Origin of the sequence: Candidatus Midichloria mitochondrii IricVA (assembly GCF_000219355.1) — a bacterium.
Classification (GTDB): domain Bacteria; phylum Pseudomonadota; class Alphaproteobacteria; order Rickettsiales; family Midichloriaceae; genus Midichloria; species Midichloria mitochondrii.
On the sequence record NC_015722.1, the window covers coordinates 915489 to 933051 of the forward strand.

Sequence of the window (17563 nt, forward strand, 5' to 3'; positions counted from 1 at the left end):
CTAATTGTCCTCTAAAGAAACAAAGAAAGTGCTTTCTCCTCTTGCTATTAAGAACGTTGCTGATCCTTTTCCACTTTTTTTAATATTAGAAGTAATAGCATCAAATTCTTTAGCTGTAGTAACTTCTTTTTTATTAACGCTTATCACGATATCTCCCGCTCTTATTCCGACCATTGCAGCAAGGCTTCCGCGTTCAACGCCGGTTACTAGAACTCCTTTCGCATTGTCTCTTAAATTAAATTTTTTAATTAACCGGGAATTAATAGTTTGCACCTGCATTCCAAATACGGAAGTGTTTTTGGAAGCTTCAACATCATTAGAAGCGATTGTATCTTCTTCTTTTGACTTCTCAACATTCACCTGAATATTAATAATTTTGCCATCCCTGAATATTTCAAGATTAACTTTCTTATTGAGTTCAATTTCTCCAACCAGTCTTGGTAATTGAGAAGCTGAAGTAATTGCTTTGCCATCGAGTTTTGTGATAACGTCACCAATTCTTATTCCAGCACGTTCAGCTGGGCTGCCTTTTAAGGCTCCGCTAACTAAAGCGCCCCTAATTCCTCTCAATCCAAGATCATCAGCTAGTCCTTTTTCTATATCTTGAATGGTAACCCCCAGGTGTCCACGAACTATTTTACCTTTTTCTTTTAACTGCTTAAAGACATATTGCACCATATTAGAAGGTATAGCAAAACCTATACCGATGTTGCCTTTAGAAGGTGATAGTATAACTGAGTTCACCCCTATAACCTCCCCCTCAGTATTAAGCATAGGCCCCCCAGAGTTACCTACATTTATGGCTGCATCTGTTTGAATAAAATCATCAAAATGGCCGCTATTTATATTCCTTGCTTTAGCAGAAATGATGCCCAGGCTCACTGATCCTCCTAGGCCAAATGGATTGCCAATTACCAGGATAAAATCTCCAACTTTTGCCTTGTCAGAATCACCAAATTTAATGAAAGGAAGATTGCTTCCAACATCTATTTTAAGCACGGCAAGGTCAGTCTTTGAATCTTTTCCTATTAACTTTGCTTTGTAAGACAAACCATTTTCACCGCTTAATGTAACATTAATTTCGTCTGCTTCATCAATTACATGGTTATTTGTGACTATATAACCACTTGGATCGACAATAAATCCTGATCCTAGAGAAATAGCTTTCCTCGGTGGGACTGGTTGTTCACCACCATAAGGATTTAACCCAAATTCGCGTTCAAAAAGGTCACGTAATATATCGTAAGGGTTATCCGCATCTAGTTGTTGCCTTTTTTTGATAACTTTTTGTGAAGTTGAGGTTGATATATTAACCACAGCTGGCATACTTTTTTCAACCACTTCGCTAAAAGAAGCGGGAGGAATAGCTCCTGCGTTTGCATTTTTCGCCAAAAGACAGATCGATAATAGTATGGGTAGCAAAAATTTTTTCACAATCTTAACCTTTTAAATATTCATCAACAAATAAACATACCCGAACAAAAATCTTCATTTTTTAGAAAATGAAGTATATGTATATCATACATAAAAATAGATCATATCCAATGATAAAGAAAGTCCTTAAGAAAAAAATACTTGATTATTTAAAAATATATAAGAATTACCTGCTCGGGGTTTTTATTTGTCTAATTATTACCTCTTCTTCAGTACTTATAATGAGTCATAGTTTAGGGTATGTTATAGATAAAGCAATAGTTGCCAAAAATACAGTTATGCTTGATTCGGCAATGTTATATTTCATAAGTATAGCCTTAATTCTTGCAATTGCAACGGGCCTTAGATGCTCTCTTATCACTCTAACTGGGGAATATGTTGTTAGAGATATCAGAGAAGATATGTATAGCAAGATATTAGAGCTGTCACCGTCATTTTATGAAGATAAGAGGACTGGAGAAATATTATCCGGATTAAATACAGACACCGCCCTTTTGCAATCTGTAATAAGCAGTATTTCAGTTACCATGCGCAATTCTATAATGTTAGTAGGAAGTATCGTTATGCTTGCAATTTCAAGTCTTAAGCTTACTATTATGATACTTGCGATGATACCTGTAGTCTTAGTGCCAATTATATCAGTAAGCAGGAAATTAAAAAGTATTGCAAGGAAGTACCAAGATACTGTTGCAGAATTATCTTCTGAATCGGAAGAGACTATTTCTTTTATAAAAGTGGTGCAGTCTTATACTAGAGAGGAGTACCAACGGAGAAATTTTGCAACCAGCTTGGATTATACAGTTAATACAGGCAAACTTGGAATAAAAACTAGAGCCTTGCTTGTTGTGGTAGTAATATGTTTAATATTTGGAGGAATAGGCACAATTCTCTGGGTTGGCGGCCACGATGTTTTGGCAGGAACATTAAGTCCTGGTCAATTATCGACTTTTATATTTTTATCTTTAATCTGCGCTACAACTTCCATGTCAATTACCGAAGCGTTTGGTGAAATTCAAAAAGCGGCCGGGGCCACGCAAAGAATTTTTGAATTTTTAAATATTGAGCCTGCCATAAAAAATCCCAAAAATCCAGTCAAGTTAATTTCGAATAACCGTGGTACTTTAGCTTTTAAGGGTGTTTATTTCTCTTATATACCGCAAAAGTCAGTATTACAAAATATTTCTTTTGCTGTTGAGCCTGGAAAAATGTTGGCCATAGTTGGTGAATCCGGATCTGGTAAGAGTACAATTGTTCAACTTATACTAAGATTTTACGATGTGCAGCAAGGAGGAATTCTGCTTGATGGGATAGATATAAAAAATCTTAATTTGGCAGACTTACGCAACAACTTCGGATATGTTGGGCAAGATCCTGTTGTTTTCTCAGCTTCGGCTTATCAAAATATCTTGTATGGTAATCCGGATGCTAGTAAAGAGGAGGTCATTAGAGCAGCAAAATTTGCTTCCGCATATAATTTTATCCAAAAATTACCGGGGGGCTTTAACACTTTTTTAGGAGAAAAAGGAACGAAGTTATCTGGAGGACAAAAGCAGCGTATAGCAATTGCTAGAGCTCTTTTGAAAAACCCTAAAATATTATTATTAGATGAAGCAACAAGCGCATTGGATAGCAAAAATGAAAATTTGATCCAAAATGCCTTAGATAAATTAATGAAAGATAGGACTACCATCGTAATTGCTCATAGAATTTCTACAATTGTGAATGCTGATCAAATATTGTTATTAAAAAATGGTCATATTGCGGCAAGGGGTACGCATGAATTTCTGCTAAAAAGCAGTCCTGAGTATAGAAAACATTTTTCACTATATGATAAGTTGCCCTACTCCTGAAAAGGACTTACGCAGGCTTAGAGCCGGTAATGAAGACTATAGAAGCAACTAAAACTACCCAAAAGAGAGTTAGGGGCAGTAGCACCTTCCATCCCAACCTCATTAATTGGTCGTAACGGTAACGTGGTAAGGAAGCTCTAACCCAAATAAATACAAATAAACAAAATAAAATTTTTATGACAAACCAGACAACCCCTGGAATAAAACTTAAATAAAGCAAGCCAAAAGGAGGGAGCCAGCCACCTAAAAACAAAATGGTTGCAATTGCAGACATTAATATCATATTTGCATATTCTCCTAAGAAGAAAAGTGCAAATGCGGTTGAAGAATATTCAACGTTATAGCCTGCCACTAGCTCTGATTCAGCTTCCGGTAGATCAAATGGATGCCTATTTGTTTCTGCCAGTATAGAAATAAAAAAAACCGCAAACATTGGCAAAAGAAGCAGTCGTAAATAAAGAGGCATGTCCTGTTGAACTAGTACTATTTGTTTTAAATTCATGGTTTGAGTTACGATAAGAACAGTTACTATACAAAGTCCAATAGATACTTCATAAGATACCATTTGCGCAGCCGATCTAATAGCCCCTAAAAATGCGTACTTAGAATTACTTGCCCAACCTGCAATAATAATGCCATAAACACCTAAAGATGATATAGCAAGAAGATAAAGCACTCCGACGTTTATATCGGCAATTACAAAATCTGAAATGGGGATCACCGCCCACCCTATCATTGCGAGAGAAAAGGTAATAGCAGGGGCTAAAAAGAATAGCAATTTGTCAGAGTGAGCTGGTATAATAGGCTCTTTGAAGATTAATTTGACTGCATCTGCAATTGGTTGTAGTAACCCAAAAGGTCCAGTAACATTTGGCCCTAACCTAAGCTGCATCCAACCAATTACTTTACGTTCCATTAAAGTAAGATAGGCTACAGATAAAATTAATGGTACTAGTAAAGCTAGAATTTTTAATAAGATTGTGCTGATGCTCTCAAAAAATTCCACCATATAAAACTAACCTAAAAATCCGCCTTTTTACTATACTAACTATACTTTTTAGCAATAGCAAATGCTTTGCAATCGATTTCTCTCTTCTGCGGTTAAGTGTGGAGACATTTTTTCAAAAACTTTCTGGTTATAGTTTTGTAACCAAGCTTTTTCTCTATTATCAAGAAGGTCAAAATCTACTAAATTATGAGGTATTGGCACAAGGGTTAACGTTTCAAATTCTAAAAATCCTTTTGTTTCAGACTCTACAACTAACATCAAATTTTCAATACGTATTCCATATGCCCCTTCTTTATAATAACCTGGCTCATTAGATGTTACCATACCTACTCTTAAAGGAGCAGAGCCCGACCTGCTAAAAGTTCTTGGTCCTTCATGCACGGATAAGAAATATCCAACTCCATGTCCTGTACTATGTCCATAGTCTAAGCCGTACTGCCATAAGTCAAGGCGCGCTAAAGAATCCAACTGTGCTCCGTTAGTACCGATTGGGAATTTTAATTGAGAAAGCCTAATTAACCCCTTTAATACTAGTGTATAATTCCTTTTTTGCTCAGTATTTGGGCCACCAAAGCAAAAAGTTCTGGTAACGTCAGTAGTACCAAATTTATATTGGCCTCCAGAATCAAGTAAATATAAGTTATCTTTAGTAATAGTTTTATCAGTTTTCTTGCTCGGCTTATAGTTAAATCTACAAAATTTTTTGCCATTTGCCTAAATTTTAAAAATTCCTCAGCAGCTGATATTTCTGTGACCTTACCTATGTGGACATCGAGCCACATATAAACCTGCATAAGGCAGACCGTCTAAAAAGTGAGTTTGCTTTATATTTTCTATCTCAACTTCGTTTTTACAAGCCTTTAAGGATTCCATAATATCTTCCTTGATGAATAGGCCGGTACCCACAGTTTCCTTAAACCAATAAGAGACCGCAGTACTCGCTTGTATTGTAGAACCTGAAATAATTAGCTCAATAAAGAATTCTTTTATTTGGTTTAATTTAAGTACTTCTACTCCCTCTATTTTTTCAGCGACAAAATCAGAAAAGAGATAAACCTCACCCGTTTTTTTAATTATCAGATAAGCTAAAATTAGAGGCGAGTACTTAATATCAAAGCCTCTAATATTGAGTAGCCAACATATTGAATCTAGTTGAGTAACTAAAAGGTAATCTACATTTTTATCCATTTTTGAGAGTAGCTGCTCCAGTTTTTCCCCAGTGGACAACTCAGCATCTTTTTTAGCTAACCTTAAGATTTTTTTAGATTCTAACTTGGGTTTATCTGCACAAATCAAGTCTACTAAATTTTCTTTGATACCTTGTAGTTGAATATTTTCCCCCCGAAAACATTCTTTGATGATATTGCATACTGTTAACGCTCTCAATCATAGGGTCATAGACCAATACGCAAGATCCATTGATTATTTTAGCGACCTTGCTTCCAGGAAGCCTCATCTGCCATATCCAATATTTGATACTTGTTTCCTAATTGTTGTGCGGCTTGAAGAAGATATCTGCTATCAGTTAAAAATATTAATTTCTCTTCTTTAATAATTAAGAGTCCGTTCGATCCAGTAAAACCCGTTAACCATTCCAACCTTTGCAAAGATTTGGGGGGGGGTATTCACTTCTAAACTCGTCATAGCTTGGAACTAAATAACCATCGATATTATATTGTTTCAGTAAATCTCTTAGTTTAGTAATGCGGTTAAAACTATTCATTATCAGCAACCTTCCGGCCAGTATAGATATACCATTATAATTACTGCAAAACTATTAATTGGAGAAATGAAAAGTATTCTTACAAAGATATTAAAATGCGATTTTAAAAGTTTTTTACATAAATCTTTTAATACATTGCATCATAATCAAGAATTTTTTAAATAATTGGCATCTTGACTTAATTTTAATATTCCTCCTCGGTCCTTAAAATCGATCTGTGTAAGTGTTGCTTGGTCTGTTCGGCTCTTAGCTTAAAAATCCTGCTTTATAAAATTATAAGTGCAAGCTACAGTCAAGCTCTTAGCATAAAGCACGAATTGGATTGTAGAAAAATAATATTGTCCGATTGGTATAGAAAAAGTTTTCCTAACACTCAGATATTGAGGGGAGAAAACAGTAAACGTAAGTTTGTAACGAATAAAAATGGATTTCGTCTCGCAACTTCAATGGGAGGTACTTTGGACAGGTAAAGGGCAGATTTTTAATAGTTATGACCCACTGACTCCAATGCAAGCGCTTAGCAATTCCTTTAGAAAACGTGCTAACATTTGGTTTGAACAAACCTTTACTTCAAGGTTAAATGATCAAAAAAAGGGAGCAATCATTGTGGTAATGCAAAGATTGCATGTAAAAGACTTAACGGGATTTCTACTAGAAAAGGATCCTCATAATTGGCAACTCTTAGGCCTGCCGCTAATAGCTAAGATGGACGAGGTAGTGACTCATCACAATTTCTCTTGTAAACAAAAGGTGGGTGAGTATCTGCATAGTAATAGGGATGGAGAAATAGAGAGTCTAAAAAAAGCCATTGGGCACATATGCATTTTCAGCACAATACCAACAAAACCCCATACAAATTGAGGGCGGTATTATCAAGAATAGTTGGCTTAAATAACCCCAGTTTGAGGTAAGTTTTAAAGAAATTATCTGATATGGCTTCAAAGAAGCTGTGTAATCATTAAGTTTTTCTCAATTTCACGATAAATAAGAAAAGTGGTTCCCCTAGTAGAAATATTTTGTTTGATTGATGATTTTTGCAAGCAACAACTCATGTACCAAAGATCCTTAAGAAACTCGCAGAGACAAAGGAAACGAGAGTCTGGGATGATGCTTTCCGAAGTTATAACGATCCTCGTTTTGTTTCATTTGAGGGCATTACCGGATTCAAAGATTTTTACCTAAACTGTTTTCAAACCTCTCTCAGAGAGGAATTGCCAAAGCTTGTCAGCTACAATCGCTTTGTTGAGCTGATGCGAGACGCGGTCATCCCGTTGGTCATTCTGCTGAATTGCTGCAAAGGGAAACAAACAGGTACGTTGACTCAACAAAAAGCTGGAAGGTTTGTCATAACTTACGTACTAGCCGTAATAAGGTCTTTAAGGCATCGCTCGCCAATCAATTTCTTGGCAGACTCTGACATCGATAGAACATTCATACAACCCTATTTATCTCTTCTCACTTAATTCTATTTTGCCTATTTTAACGTCATAAAAGTTAGGTTGAATCACACTATCAAAAGCAACATTTTATCTTTATCGACTTTTAAGTGATAAATCCTGTTTCTTATATTTGGTGAATCTTCTATAGTTGCAGCCATATTTCTAAATTGAGTCTTTATTTAGACTACAGTATAGTACTCTACTATGCGCACCAGGAAGATCAGAGGATTCAAAATTAGGATATATTGATACTTAATTATTTATTGGATTTAGTATAGTTTTAGGTATGATAAAGAAACTAAAATTTGCGGTTATAATTCAAAACAAAGATGAAACGGTTTAAAGGCAAAGGTGCTATTTTCTTTTTTATTTTAGTAATACAAGGATGTAGTCACCATGATAAACAAGTTATTGTCACAGATCCAAAGGCTTTATATGAAGGATCACTGGTCCTAATTCAAAAGGAAGATTTTGGACAAGCAATCAAGAACTTTGATGCTATTGATAGAGATTTTCCTGCCTCAGAATTTGCAGTGAAATCAAATATGATGAAAAGTTATGCTTTTTACTTAAAAGGCGAATTAATAGATGCCATTTTTGCTGCTGAGGATTTTATTAAAAAATATCCAGCCCACCCAAACGTAGATTATATGTATTATATGAAAGCACTGTGCGAATATGATCAAATAGTTGACGTTGAGCGTGATCAAAAACAAACTATCAAAGCTAAAGAAGCTCTTGAAGAATTGATCATTAAATACCCTTACTCTAAATACGTTGAAGATGCCAAACAGAAAAGGCTCTATACCTATAATGCAATAGCTGGAAAAGAGATGGCTATCGCTGCTCTTTATCAAAATCAAGGAAAACTAATCCCAGCATTAATCCGTTATAGAGCAATTGTAAAAGATTACAACGATACCATCTTTATAGAAGAAGCACTATATAGAATGACTGAAATATATTATAAAATGGGAATCAAAAAGGATGCTAAAATGTATGCGGCGGTCTTAGGTTATAATTACCCAAGCTCGCCATGGTATAAGAAGGCCTACGATTTGATGCAAAAAACAAAATGAACCTCAAGCATTTTTATAATCACAAAGTTCACTTAATAGGAATCGGCGGCATAGGCATGAGCGCTATAGCAGAAATTCTTTCCAAAGGCGGAGTAAAAGTCCAAGGTTCTGACGTAAGCGAAACTTATATTACTGAACATCTTAAAAAAATTGGGGTAGAAGCAACAATCGGCCATAGCCCAGATAACCTTAAAGATGCCTCACTTATAATAAGATCAACAGCAATTAAGGATGATCATATTGAAGTGGTTGAAGCCAAAAAGCGTTCCCTTAAAGTCCTTCATCGAGCTGAGGCTCTGGCTGAAATACTAAAGGGCCTTAAAACAGTTGCCATTACTGGAACTCATGGAAAATCAACAACAACCGCGCTTACTGGAGCAATTTGCTTTGAAGCAGGCTTGAGTCCAATCATAGTAAACGGCGCTTTTATGAAGCGATTTTCTAGCAATGTCTTGACTAGCACTGGCAATTTAGCTGTTATAGAGTCTGATGAATCGGATGGAAGTTTTTTAGTCCTCCCCTCTGATTTAGCGGTAGTTACTAATATGGACGCAGAACATTTAGATTATTATGGCTCCACTGAGCGAATGCAAGCAAGCTATAAAAAATTTATCTTAAAGACAATTGATACGGGTTTTTGTTTTATATGCAACGATCATTTGAAATTGTCTAGACTTTCTAAAGATATTAATAATTCTAATATAATAACTTATGCAATTAATACTGAGGCCGGCATAAGGGCTAGTAATATTGAGGTTACTGAAAATGGTACAAAATTTAATTTAGTCTTTAGCCAAACCTTTGCGGAAAAATTTTCTGTTAAATCATTACAAGAAAAAAATTTGTTTTTGTCGTTATACGGACAACACAACGTTTATAATGCACTTGCAGCCTTAGGAATTGGCTTAGCTTTGGGTATTAGTATTGATAAAATTAGAGAGAGCTTAAAAAATTTTGGGGGAGTTAAGAGACGCTTTACTAAAGTAGGAATAGTTGACGGAGTTATGATAGTAGATGACTATGCCCATCATCCAGCAGAAATTCAAGCTACTCTTTCCGTTGCAAGGCGTATAGCAAAAATGCGATCCGGTAATGTAATAGCTGTGATGCAGCCCCATCGCTATAGTAGACTTCTTAAACTTATGGACGAATTCGCAGCCTCTTTCGCCGATGCTGATTTTGTAATATTGACCGAAGTATATGGAGCTGGGGAAACAAAAATAGAAAATGTTAATTCAGAAAGTTTAAGAGACAAAATTACGCATAATAGCAAAGAAGTTATTGGAATTTGCCGCCAGTACGATGAGTTAAAACCTATGCTACAAAAAATTGCCAAGCCAAATGATATAGTAGTTACGATAGGAGCAGGTGATATTACCAAATGGGCCTATAAACTAGTAGCCTCGAACAGCCTGGAATAGAAAGCGAGCTTATAGCTATTCCTCTTGCACTTGTATAATTCTTTCACTGTTGATAAGTAGATGTGCACCAAGAAAGCTAGATAAAGCGAGTTTGCAACTGAAAATGCCCCGCCTTCTGGCCTATTAGCAAGCGAAGTAACTCTTCATTTACTAGAGGTATATATATTGCCAGCTATAAAACCTGGTGAGACCACATTTGCTCCAGAAATTCTTGAATTGGCCAAACTTGTTATTTCTTTATTATCTATATGCATCAGTCTCTTTCTTGGCTCCATGCTAATAACATGCAATTGATGCAAGTGTTCTTTTGAAAACTCCAACAAACCCTTTAAGTCTCTCTTTTGAATAGGAGTAGAAATCTTCACTTCAAATGCATGATTTTGAAATACAAAGTCGACTTCATAGCCTTCTTTTGTACACCAAAAGCTTATCTCTTCTCTTTTGTCAGAGAAAGCTCGATAAGCCATAAGTTCAAGTAAAAAGTAGTGCTCAAACGCTCTGCTTGCTTCTTCTCCAATCATATCTCGGTATTCATAACGTCTTAGGTAATTAGCTATTCCTATATCAAATAGATAAAATTTTGGCATGTGTGATATAACTTGCCTTATTCGAGTGTTTACTGTAGGGCGCTATATAATACCCTAAATACATATCAACTAGAATTTCAAAATAAAGCGCGCGCACTGTTTTACTATCTACCCCTGTATCTCTCGCTATATCGCTATGATTAATAATCTTGCCATGACAACACCCAAGAATATCCAAAAATCTTGCGAAATTATCTCTTTTCCTTAGGTTAGCCTCAGATCGCACTTCGGGTAAAATGTAATCAAATATACGCAGGATAAGCTCTTTTGAACTTGAGTTTTTGCCAGATAATGGTTCGGTATTAAGCCATTATTGAAAATTCTCTGCCAATTGAGCTCCTTAAGTTCTGCGTAATAAAATGGTAGAAACAGAAACCGCCCAAGCTCTTCCCTCCCAGTAAATTTGCACCGGTAGCCTTTAATCTTCTAGCGCTTGAACCACATAACACAAACTGTTTACCAGGGTACAGCTCTATTAAACGATGTACTCCATCTAATAACGCAGGAATTTTCTGTACCTCATCTATGATAACAACCGTCTTATTGGGATGGGCTAGTAGTTCACCTTCAAGTCGGCTTGGGTTTTTTTATATACTGTTGAAAAACTCGCGAGTCTAATAGATCAATAAACAACCCATTTTTAAATTTCTCATGTAAGTATGTTGATTTTCCGGTTTTTCTTGTGCCCCAGAGAAAACACGATTGGACCCTGGGGTAATTCAATTTCAAGGTAACTCTTAATTAAAGCCAAAGAATACCATCCTAAAATATCGTATATATTTGGATCATATTCCTAGTATATATCTTTTCAACTGTTAAATTTATACACACTAAAGTCCACAGCACTATAGCTTTCTTTTTATATATCAACAGTCTTTAACTCTCCCAAAAAGCTTTGGGTACGCATTTTTGAGGAAGTATTATAAACCCCCCTTGTAGTCATACAGTGGTGCTCTGCTTCAACTATCACGCCAACCCCCTTGGCCTCTAATTCATTAAAAATAGCATGAGCAATTTGAGCTGTCATTCTTTCTTGGATTTGCAGCCTTTTCGAAAATACTTCAACCAATCTAGCTAATTTACTAATTCCTACTACCTTTTTATTGGGCAGGTAAGCAATATGCACGACTCCTATAATGGGCGCCATATGGTGTTCGCAAAATGACTCAAATCTTATATCTTTCAAAACAACAACTTCTTTATAATCAGCGATTTCTGAGAAGGAAACGTTTAATATTTCCTTTGGATCTTGTTTATAGCCACTAAAATACTCCTCGTAGCTTTCAACTACACGCATAGGAGTCTCCATTAAACCTTCTCTTGTTGGATCCTCTCCTATCCATTTCAAAATAGTTTTAATTGCTTCAAGCGCATCGTTTTTAGTAACTTTTTTATTCATAATTTAATAAGAGATATTTATTATTCTTTGATCCGGTGCATCAGTAAAGTTGATATACACCTTTATCGCATCACTTGGCAACATATTTGCTGCAATTTCAGGCCATTCTATGATAGAAATACTAGAATCCAAAGCTTCATTTAGTCCTATATAATTCAGCTCTTCTAAATTTTTTATCCTATACAAATCAAAATGAGAGACATGATTATTTTTGCCCTCATAAGTTTGTATAATATTAAATGTTGGACTGGTTGCTTCTTCATTACCAGTTAGCTCTTTTATCAACGCTTTAGAAAAGGTAGTCTTGCCTGCCCCCAAATTACCAAACAGACATACCACTGTACCTCTTTTTACTTTTTTCGCTAACGTGATAGCGACATCTTGCACTTCCGATAAAGTACATTTTATCATCGCACAGATTTATTTTTCTATATAGTAGTCAACGCTTGCAACAACTCTCAGTACTTTTTCTATAAAACAAGCTTCATTGCTGCTATATTGACCATATCCGGCGCGTGGGTCAATGCCCGCACCGCTCGCTGTTGCTTCTCTAGAGTATATACCAAAGGCGCCCTGGGAGGCATATTTTATACCTCCTACTCTACTATTTGAAGGCTTAAGTAATTGCTCCGCGGCCTTTTGAGCTTCTTGCATTGCCTCAGATGACATCTCTGGTTTTACTTCATTTAGCTTTGTAAATAAATATCTTGGGGAATAAGAACTGTTATAGCCATCATAAGAAAGGGTTACGCCCTCTTTCAATAACTCATTTATATTTTTGCTAGCCCTCGTGTACAGCTTCCACATTAGAGCTCTTTATTATCAATTGATGATCGATAGAGAAGCGCTTAGCTTTATTATGTTCATCATAAAATCTTTGCGCCAACTTATCATACACCCGCATGATGTCTTGCTCTATTTCATTGTCCTCAATATCATATTTTTTAAGATAGGCAAAAATCTTTCTTACATCTATATCAATTTTGTCTTTAACAGATTCGAGGTCATCTCCGGTCTCACTAATTGGAATAACCCAAATTGCAGAATCTGCCCTTACAACTCTTTCAGCCAGACCCTTGACTGAGACCGATTCTTGGTTTTTTTGTGTATTAATTAAACCATTTCTTATTATAATCGAGCTAGTCAATATCATAGCAAATGCTGCTATTATGGTGCCACACCTACTGCCCCACTTTTTATGATCAGCACTATACTCGATATCTTTTGTCCTTTTCATTTGCTTGTAAGGTATTCCTCAAAAAGTTTTGGGTCGACCTCTATTATTGAATTTTTTGCTAAGTCATTCAAGCAAAATTTCCCATATTCTAACCTGATCAATCTATTGACTTGGAAGCCGAAGCGCTCCATTACCGACCGTATTTCTCGGTTCTTTCCTTCAGTAAGTGAAACCATGATCCAAGAATTATTGCCTTGTTTTTTCAATAATTCAACTTTTATACTACGGTATTTAATTTTATTTATAACTATCCCTTCCGCAAGTTGCTTTATATGGCTAGCAGATAAATGCCCAAAGATACGACACTTATACTTCCTGATAAGGCCAAGATGTGGACTTTCTAAATGATGTGCAAGTATTGGACTATTGGTTAACAATAAGAGCCCCTCGGTGTTATAATCAAGTCTACCGATTGATATAACTCGTGGTAAATTTGGGGGCAGCTGGGAAAATACAGTTGACCTATTTTGCGGATCATTATTGGTAGTAATAATGCCTTTTGGTTTATTATAAATCCACAATCTAGGTTGATTAATAAGGCTAATTTCTTGATCTGCGGTCAAAACTCTGTCTTGAGGCTCGACTAAAGTTGCACAATTTACTATAATTTCATTATTAACTGAAACCCGGCCGCTTAGTATTAATTCTTCTGCTTTTCTTCTTGAGCAGTACCCAGAATGGGAAATAAATTTGGCTAGTCTATACTTCACAACAAAATATCAAAAAAGAAAAAATCCCAACTACTTTCGTAATTGGGATTTTGATTTGTCTAATGAGCTGTTTTAATTACGTCTCTCACCAAAGAAGTGCAAGAAGCTAATAAATAAATTTATAAAATCCATATAGAGGCCTAAAGCACCGAATACAGCAATTTTTTCAGCCGCGGATGAATCATTGGCAATTTGATAATATATGCTTTTTAATCTCTGAGTTTCATAAGCAGTTAAGAAGGAGAATACACCAACTCCAACTATCGAAATAATAAAGGACATCGCATTGCTTTGCATGAACAAGTTAACAAAGGATGCAATTATAATACCAATAAGGCCCATCATGAATAAAGAGCTCATTGCTGATAAATCTTTTTTTGTAGCATAACCATAAATGCTCATGGCCCCAAAAGCAGAAGCAGTAATAAAGAAAGTCCTAGCAATACTGGCACCAGTATAGAGCCAAAACAATGAAGCCATAGAGACTCCCATCAGAGCTGAATAGACCCATAAGGATATACGCGCTCCCTCACTACTCATATATACAAATCTCGTATTCATAAAAACCGCCATCCCCAGGGGAGCAAAGATAACAACCCACCTTAAAGAACTACCAAAGATTAGATTCGTAAGCCCCGGAGAAGATGACACCAAAAATGCGATCAAACCAGTTAAACCTAGTGCAATTGACATATGCTTGTAAACCGCAACCATATAAGAGCGCAACCCAGCGTCCAAAACGCCGACCCTGGTCGTCGTGAAGCTGTTAGCACCCATTTTACCATAATTCATGATACATACCCAATTAATTTTGAATTGTAGCACCAGTATATATCTCTTCATTAAAATTTGCAAGGTCCTTAAGGAAAATAAAAAACAAGTACTCCTTTACTTCCGCAGCCACCTCAACCAAAGGGTGCGGCCCACAATTTAAAGGTGCAAATCCCTATTGCCGAACTCACTATTATACATAATAATGGTTATATTACATTTAATTTAAAAGGGTATAAATATAAAGATGAAAGATGAAAATTCTAAAAAAATAGCTGCAAGGGATATAGCTTATACTGTAAACAAGTTTTGTGAGCAAAAGAATATTAGCGGCGAATTCCCAAATTTACAAGAATTTAGCCATTATGTATCACTTAGCCTAAACAGCGATAATTCCTCACTCATTGCGAGGTATGAAACAGCCCTAATTCAAGCTTTTGATAAAAGCCCAGAACTTAGAGGCCCCACGCCCGTGAATTCGTTAATCACTTGCTTGATGCTCTTCCAGACGACAAGAAAAGTAAATTTCATAATGCGAATGTTGAAAATACTCTACAGAAAGCTGAACACAGCAACACTCAAAACATGAACCAGCAACCAACCCAGGAGCAAAAAAAGGGCCTGCTTGATAATTTCGCACAGTTCATAGATAATTTTATTGAAAATATCACTGGGGCTTTTAAGAAGATTATGGAAAATTTGCAACAACTAGTGAGCGGTACAGCAGCAACAATAAATAATATTTTCCAGGGAAAAACTGCAAAAGCAAATACCCAAGAGCAAGAAAAAACCAACAACAAAGATCAAGGACCGCAAGAACAACAACGGAGTTCTAAACCAGAGCTCGCTTCTTTAGTCTCTGCCGTAAGTCAAGATCTTGTTGTTGCAATCAATTACTCTGCCAAAGCGCCAGATAAGCCGGAACAAGGCCAAGCTGTCCTAAAACAAGAAAATAAGGGAACGAGTAGATAAGAGTATATAGCGGAATAACTAAAGTGTCGGGCTAAGCTTTACAATGAAAGCATAAATCAGTTCTATAACTAAAAGATTTGAGTAAGGCCTAGGTATTAACCAGTCAAATCATAGCCACTTAGATATACAAAAATCTAGTATACTCTTTTCTTAGGAGGAACTGATTTTACCTCATCACTTAAGGTTTCAAGAGTAACGGGCTTATAGTCTATTTTAACTTTTCCTGTCCCAGTATCTAAGCTAATTAGAGTGTGCTTCATCCAATTTTCATCATCCCGCTCTTTATAATCTTCCCTTGCGTGTGCACCCCGGCTTTCTTGGCGATTTAATGCGGCATTTATGGTAACCAATGCTTGTAATCTCAAGCTATCCAGCTCTAAAGCTTCAACTAAATCACTATTCCATATCAGGGATCGATCAGTTATTGCAACATCCGAATAGGAATCGAAAACTACTTTCATTTTTTCACAGCCTAATTTAAGTGTCTCTTCAGTTCTAAAAACTGCAGCATAGGTTTGCATTACTTCTTGCATATGTGCACGTATCTCAGCAGCCGGTAATTTGCCATTAGCATGCCTGATTTTATCAAAGTGCTGAATAGTTTTCTCTGTTAAATTCGGCTTCAATTTTTCATGAGTTTTGCTTGAGTGCCTCAGCAGCTCTACAGCTTTGATAGCTGCTGCTCGTCCAAATACAATTAAATCAAGCAGCGAATTTGATCCAAGCCTATTTGCCCCGTGCACTGATACACACGCAGCTTCTCCTATAGCCATTAGTCCTGGAACTGGTTCAAATTTCTTTCCCGTTTTAGCAAGAACTTCGCCATGATAATTAGTTGGTACTCCACCCATATTATAGTGAACTGTTGGAAGCACTGGTATCGGTTGTTTAGTCAGGTCGACACCTGCAAAAATCTTCGCTGTTTCAGAAATACCTGGCAACCGTTCATGGATAATTTCTGGATCAAGATGCGACAATACGAGGTGTATATGATCTTTCTTAGGTCCACAGCCTCTACCTTCTTTTATTTCAATTGTCATGGCGCGGCTCACCACATCTCTAGAGGCAAGGTCCTTAGCAGTTGGTGCATACTTTTCCATGAATCGTTCGCCATTACTGTTAATTAAATAGCCACCTTCACCTCTTGCACCTTCGGTGATTAAGCACCCAGATCCATATATCCCAGTTGGATGAAACTGCACGAATTCCATATCTTCAAGTGCAAGTCCAGCTCTTAAAACCATTGCATTCCCATCACCAGTACAGGTGTGGGCTGAAGTTGCTGAAAAATATACTCTTCCATAGCCTCCTGTTGCAATAACTACAATATGCGATTTGAACCTATGTAGTGTACCATCTTCTAAACAATATGCGATCACTCCCACACACCTTCCCTCATCCATAATGAGGTCTAAGCAGAAATACTCAATAAAAAATTCTGCTTGCGCTCTTAAAGACTGTTGATAAAGGGTATGCAATATTGCATGACCCGTCCTATCAGCTGCCGCACACGTTCTTTGCGCAGCTTTTCCTTCTCCATAATGGGTGGTCATTCCGCCAAATGGTCTTTGGTATATTTTTCCCTCTTTGGTTCTTGAGAAAGGCACTCCATAATGTTCTAGCTCAATAATGGCATCCTTAGCATTTTTACACATATATTCTATTGCATCTTGGTCGCCAAGCCAATCTGATCCTTTTACCGTATCATGCATATGCCAACGCCAGTCATCTTCTCCCATATTGCCAAGTGCCGCACTAATACCACCTTGCGCCGCCACAGTATGACTCCTAGTTGGAAAAACCTTAGTAACGCACGCAGTCTTCAACCCCTTTTCGGCCATGCCAAATGTGGCTCGTAGTCCAGCCCCTCCAGCTCCAACAACCACAACATCATATTCATGATCAATAATATTATATGCTAAACTCATAAAC

The 17563-nt window shown here is 36.6% G+C and carries 19 protein-coding genes and 1 pseudogene; 6 read left to right on the plus strand and 14 right to left on the minus strand.

From position 1 onward, the window contains the following. Entirely contained in the window at positions 1-1392 is a 1392-nt protein-coding gene (locus tag MIDI_RS04780) for a DegQ family serine endoprotease (protein WP_052567711.1), read from the minus strand. Between the two features lie 152 nt (positions 1393-1544). On the opposite strand from MIDI_RS04780, the gene MIDI_RS04785 reads away from it, so the two are divergent. Then, complete coding sequence (locus MIDI_RS04785) at positions 1545-3284, plus strand: ABC transporter transmembrane domain-containing protein (protein WP_013951456.1); 1740 nt, start codon at positions 1545-1547, stop codon at positions 3282-3284. Between the two features lie 7 nt (positions 3285-3291). On the opposite strand, the gene nuoH is transcribed toward MIDI_RS04785, so the two are convergent. The 4 genes from nuoH to MIDI_RS04800 all read right to left on the minus strand — a co-directional run bounded on the left by nuoH (position 3292) and on the right by MIDI_RS04800 (position 5891). After that, a complete protein-coding gene (gene nuoH / locus MIDI_RS04790) occupies positions 3292-4293 on the minus strand; it encodes an NADH-quinone oxidoreductase subunit NuoH (protein ID WP_013951457.1) in 1002 nt (333 codons plus the stop codon). 48 nt (positions 4294-4341) lie between these two features. Further along, the gene (locus MIDI_RS06385) at positions 4342-4947 is read right to left on the minus strand and encodes a M24 family metallopeptidase (RefSeq protein WP_237697441.1); all 606 of its coding nucleotides are present in this window, start codon (positions 4945-4947) and stop codon (positions 4342-4344) included. 102 nt (positions 4948-5049) lie between these two features. Beyond that, on the minus strand, positions 5050-5679 hold the full coding sequence (locus MIDI_RS06395; RefSeq protein ID WP_052567715.1) for an aminopeptidase P family N-terminal domain-containing protein: 630 nt from the start codon (positions 5677-5679) through the stop codon (positions 5050-5052). Between the two features lie 41 nt (positions 5680-5720). Then, a complete protein-coding gene (locus MIDI_RS04800) occupies positions 5721-5891 on the minus strand; it encodes an aminopeptidase P family N-terminal domain-containing protein (protein WP_160162276.1) in 171 nt (56 codons plus the stop codon). 548 nt (positions 5892-6439) lie between these two features. Here MIDI_RS04800 and MIDI_RS06400 point away from each other — a divergent pair. The 4 genes from MIDI_RS06400 (at position 6440) to murC (ending at position 9955) form a co-directional block, all read left to right on the plus strand. After that, positions 6440-6877 carry a hypothetical protein gene (locus tag MIDI_RS06400; protein ID WP_052567716.1) on the plus strand — a complete coding sequence of 146 codons (438 nt, stop codon included), beginning with the start codon at positions 6440-6442 and terminating at the stop codon, positions 6875-6877. 173 nt (positions 6878-7050) lie between these two features. Further along, on the plus strand, positions 7051-7479 hold the full coding sequence (locus MIDI_RS08070) for a hypothetical protein (protein ID WP_148234162.1): 429 nt from the start codon (positions 7051-7053) through the stop codon (positions 7477-7479). A 305-nt stretch (positions 7480-7784) separates the two neighbouring features. Beyond that, a complete protein-coding gene (locus MIDI_RS04815; RefSeq protein WP_013951462.1) occupies positions 7785-8534 on the plus strand; it encodes an outer membrane protein assembly factor BamD in 750 nt (249 codons plus the stop codon). Then, the gene (murC, locus tag MIDI_RS04820; protein ID WP_013951463.1) at positions 8531-9955 is read left to right on the plus strand and encodes a UDP-N-acetylmuramate--L-alanine ligase; all 1425 of its coding nucleotides are present in this window, start codon (positions 8531-8533) and stop codon (positions 9953-9955) included. Before MIDI_RS04815 ends, murC begins: the two co-directional genes overlap by 4 nt. Positions 9956-10098: 143 nt before the next feature. Here the strand turns inward: murC and MIDI_RS09090 are convergent. The 8 genes and pseudogenes from MIDI_RS09090 to MIDI_RS04860 all read right to left on the minus strand — a co-directional run bounded on the left by MIDI_RS09090 (position 10099) and on the right by MIDI_RS04860 (position 14680). Continuing rightward, positions 10099-10768: pseudogene (locus tag MIDI_RS09090) on the minus strand (DUF4143 domain-containing protein). Between the two features lie 76 nt (positions 10769-10844). Further along, complete coding sequence (locus MIDI_RS09095) at positions 10845-11072, minus strand: AAA family ATPase (protein WP_083809652.1); 228 nt, start codon at positions 11070-11072, stop codon at positions 10845-10847. A 329-nt stretch (positions 11073-11401) separates the two neighbouring features. Further along, a complete protein-coding gene (folE, locus tag MIDI_RS04835) occupies positions 11402-11941 on the minus strand; it encodes a GTP cyclohydrolase I FolE (protein ID WP_013951465.1) in 540 nt (179 codons plus the stop codon). Positions 11942-11944: 3 nt separating this feature from the next. Next, a complete protein-coding gene (tsaE, locus tag MIDI_RS04840; protein ID WP_013951466.1) occupies positions 11945-12352 on the minus strand; it encodes a tRNA (adenosine(37)-N6)-threonylcarbamoyltransferase complex ATPase subunit type 1 TsaE in 408 nt (135 codons plus the stop codon). Between the two features lie 9 nt (positions 12353-12361). Continuing rightward, positions 12362-12748 (minus strand): hypothetical protein, encoded by a 387-nt coding sequence (locus MIDI_RS04845; protein WP_013951467.1) that lies wholly within the window; start codon positions 12746-12748, stop codon positions 12362-12364. Next, positions 12723-13178, minus strand: a complete 456-nt coding sequence (locus MIDI_RS04850; RefSeq protein WP_013951468.1) for an SIMPL domain-containing protein — start codon at positions 13176-13178, stop codon at positions 12723-12725. The genes MIDI_RS04845 and MIDI_RS04850 overlap by 26 nt, the downstream gene beginning before the upstream one ends. Then, the gene (locus MIDI_RS04855) at positions 13175-13888 is read right to left on the minus strand and encodes a pseudouridine synthase (protein ID WP_052567718.1); all 714 of its coding nucleotides are present in this window, start codon (positions 13886-13888) and stop codon (positions 13175-13177) included. The genes MIDI_RS04850 and MIDI_RS04855 overlap by 4 nt, the downstream gene beginning before the upstream one ends. A 72-nt stretch (positions 13889-13960) precedes the next feature. Further along, entirely contained in the window at positions 13961-14680 is a 720-nt protein-coding gene (locus tag MIDI_RS04860; protein WP_013951470.1) for a Bax inhibitor-1/YccA family protein, read from the minus strand. 468 nt (positions 14681-15148) lie between these two features. Here MIDI_RS04860 and MIDI_RS04870 point away from each other — a divergent pair, with 468 nt between their 5' ends. Further along, entirely contained in the window at positions 15149-15631 is a 483-nt protein-coding gene (locus tag MIDI_RS04870) for a hypothetical protein (RefSeq protein ID WP_148234163.1), read from the plus strand. Between the two features lie 134 nt (positions 15632-15765). Here the strand turns inward: MIDI_RS04870 and sdhA are convergent, their stop codons facing one another. After that, positions 15766-17559, minus strand: coding sequence for a succinate dehydrogenase flavoprotein subunit (gene sdhA / locus MIDI_RS04875; protein WP_013951472.1), 1794 nt, complete (start codon positions 17557-17559; stop codon positions 15766-15768). Between the last annotated feature and the right edge of the window lie 4 nt (positions 17560-17563).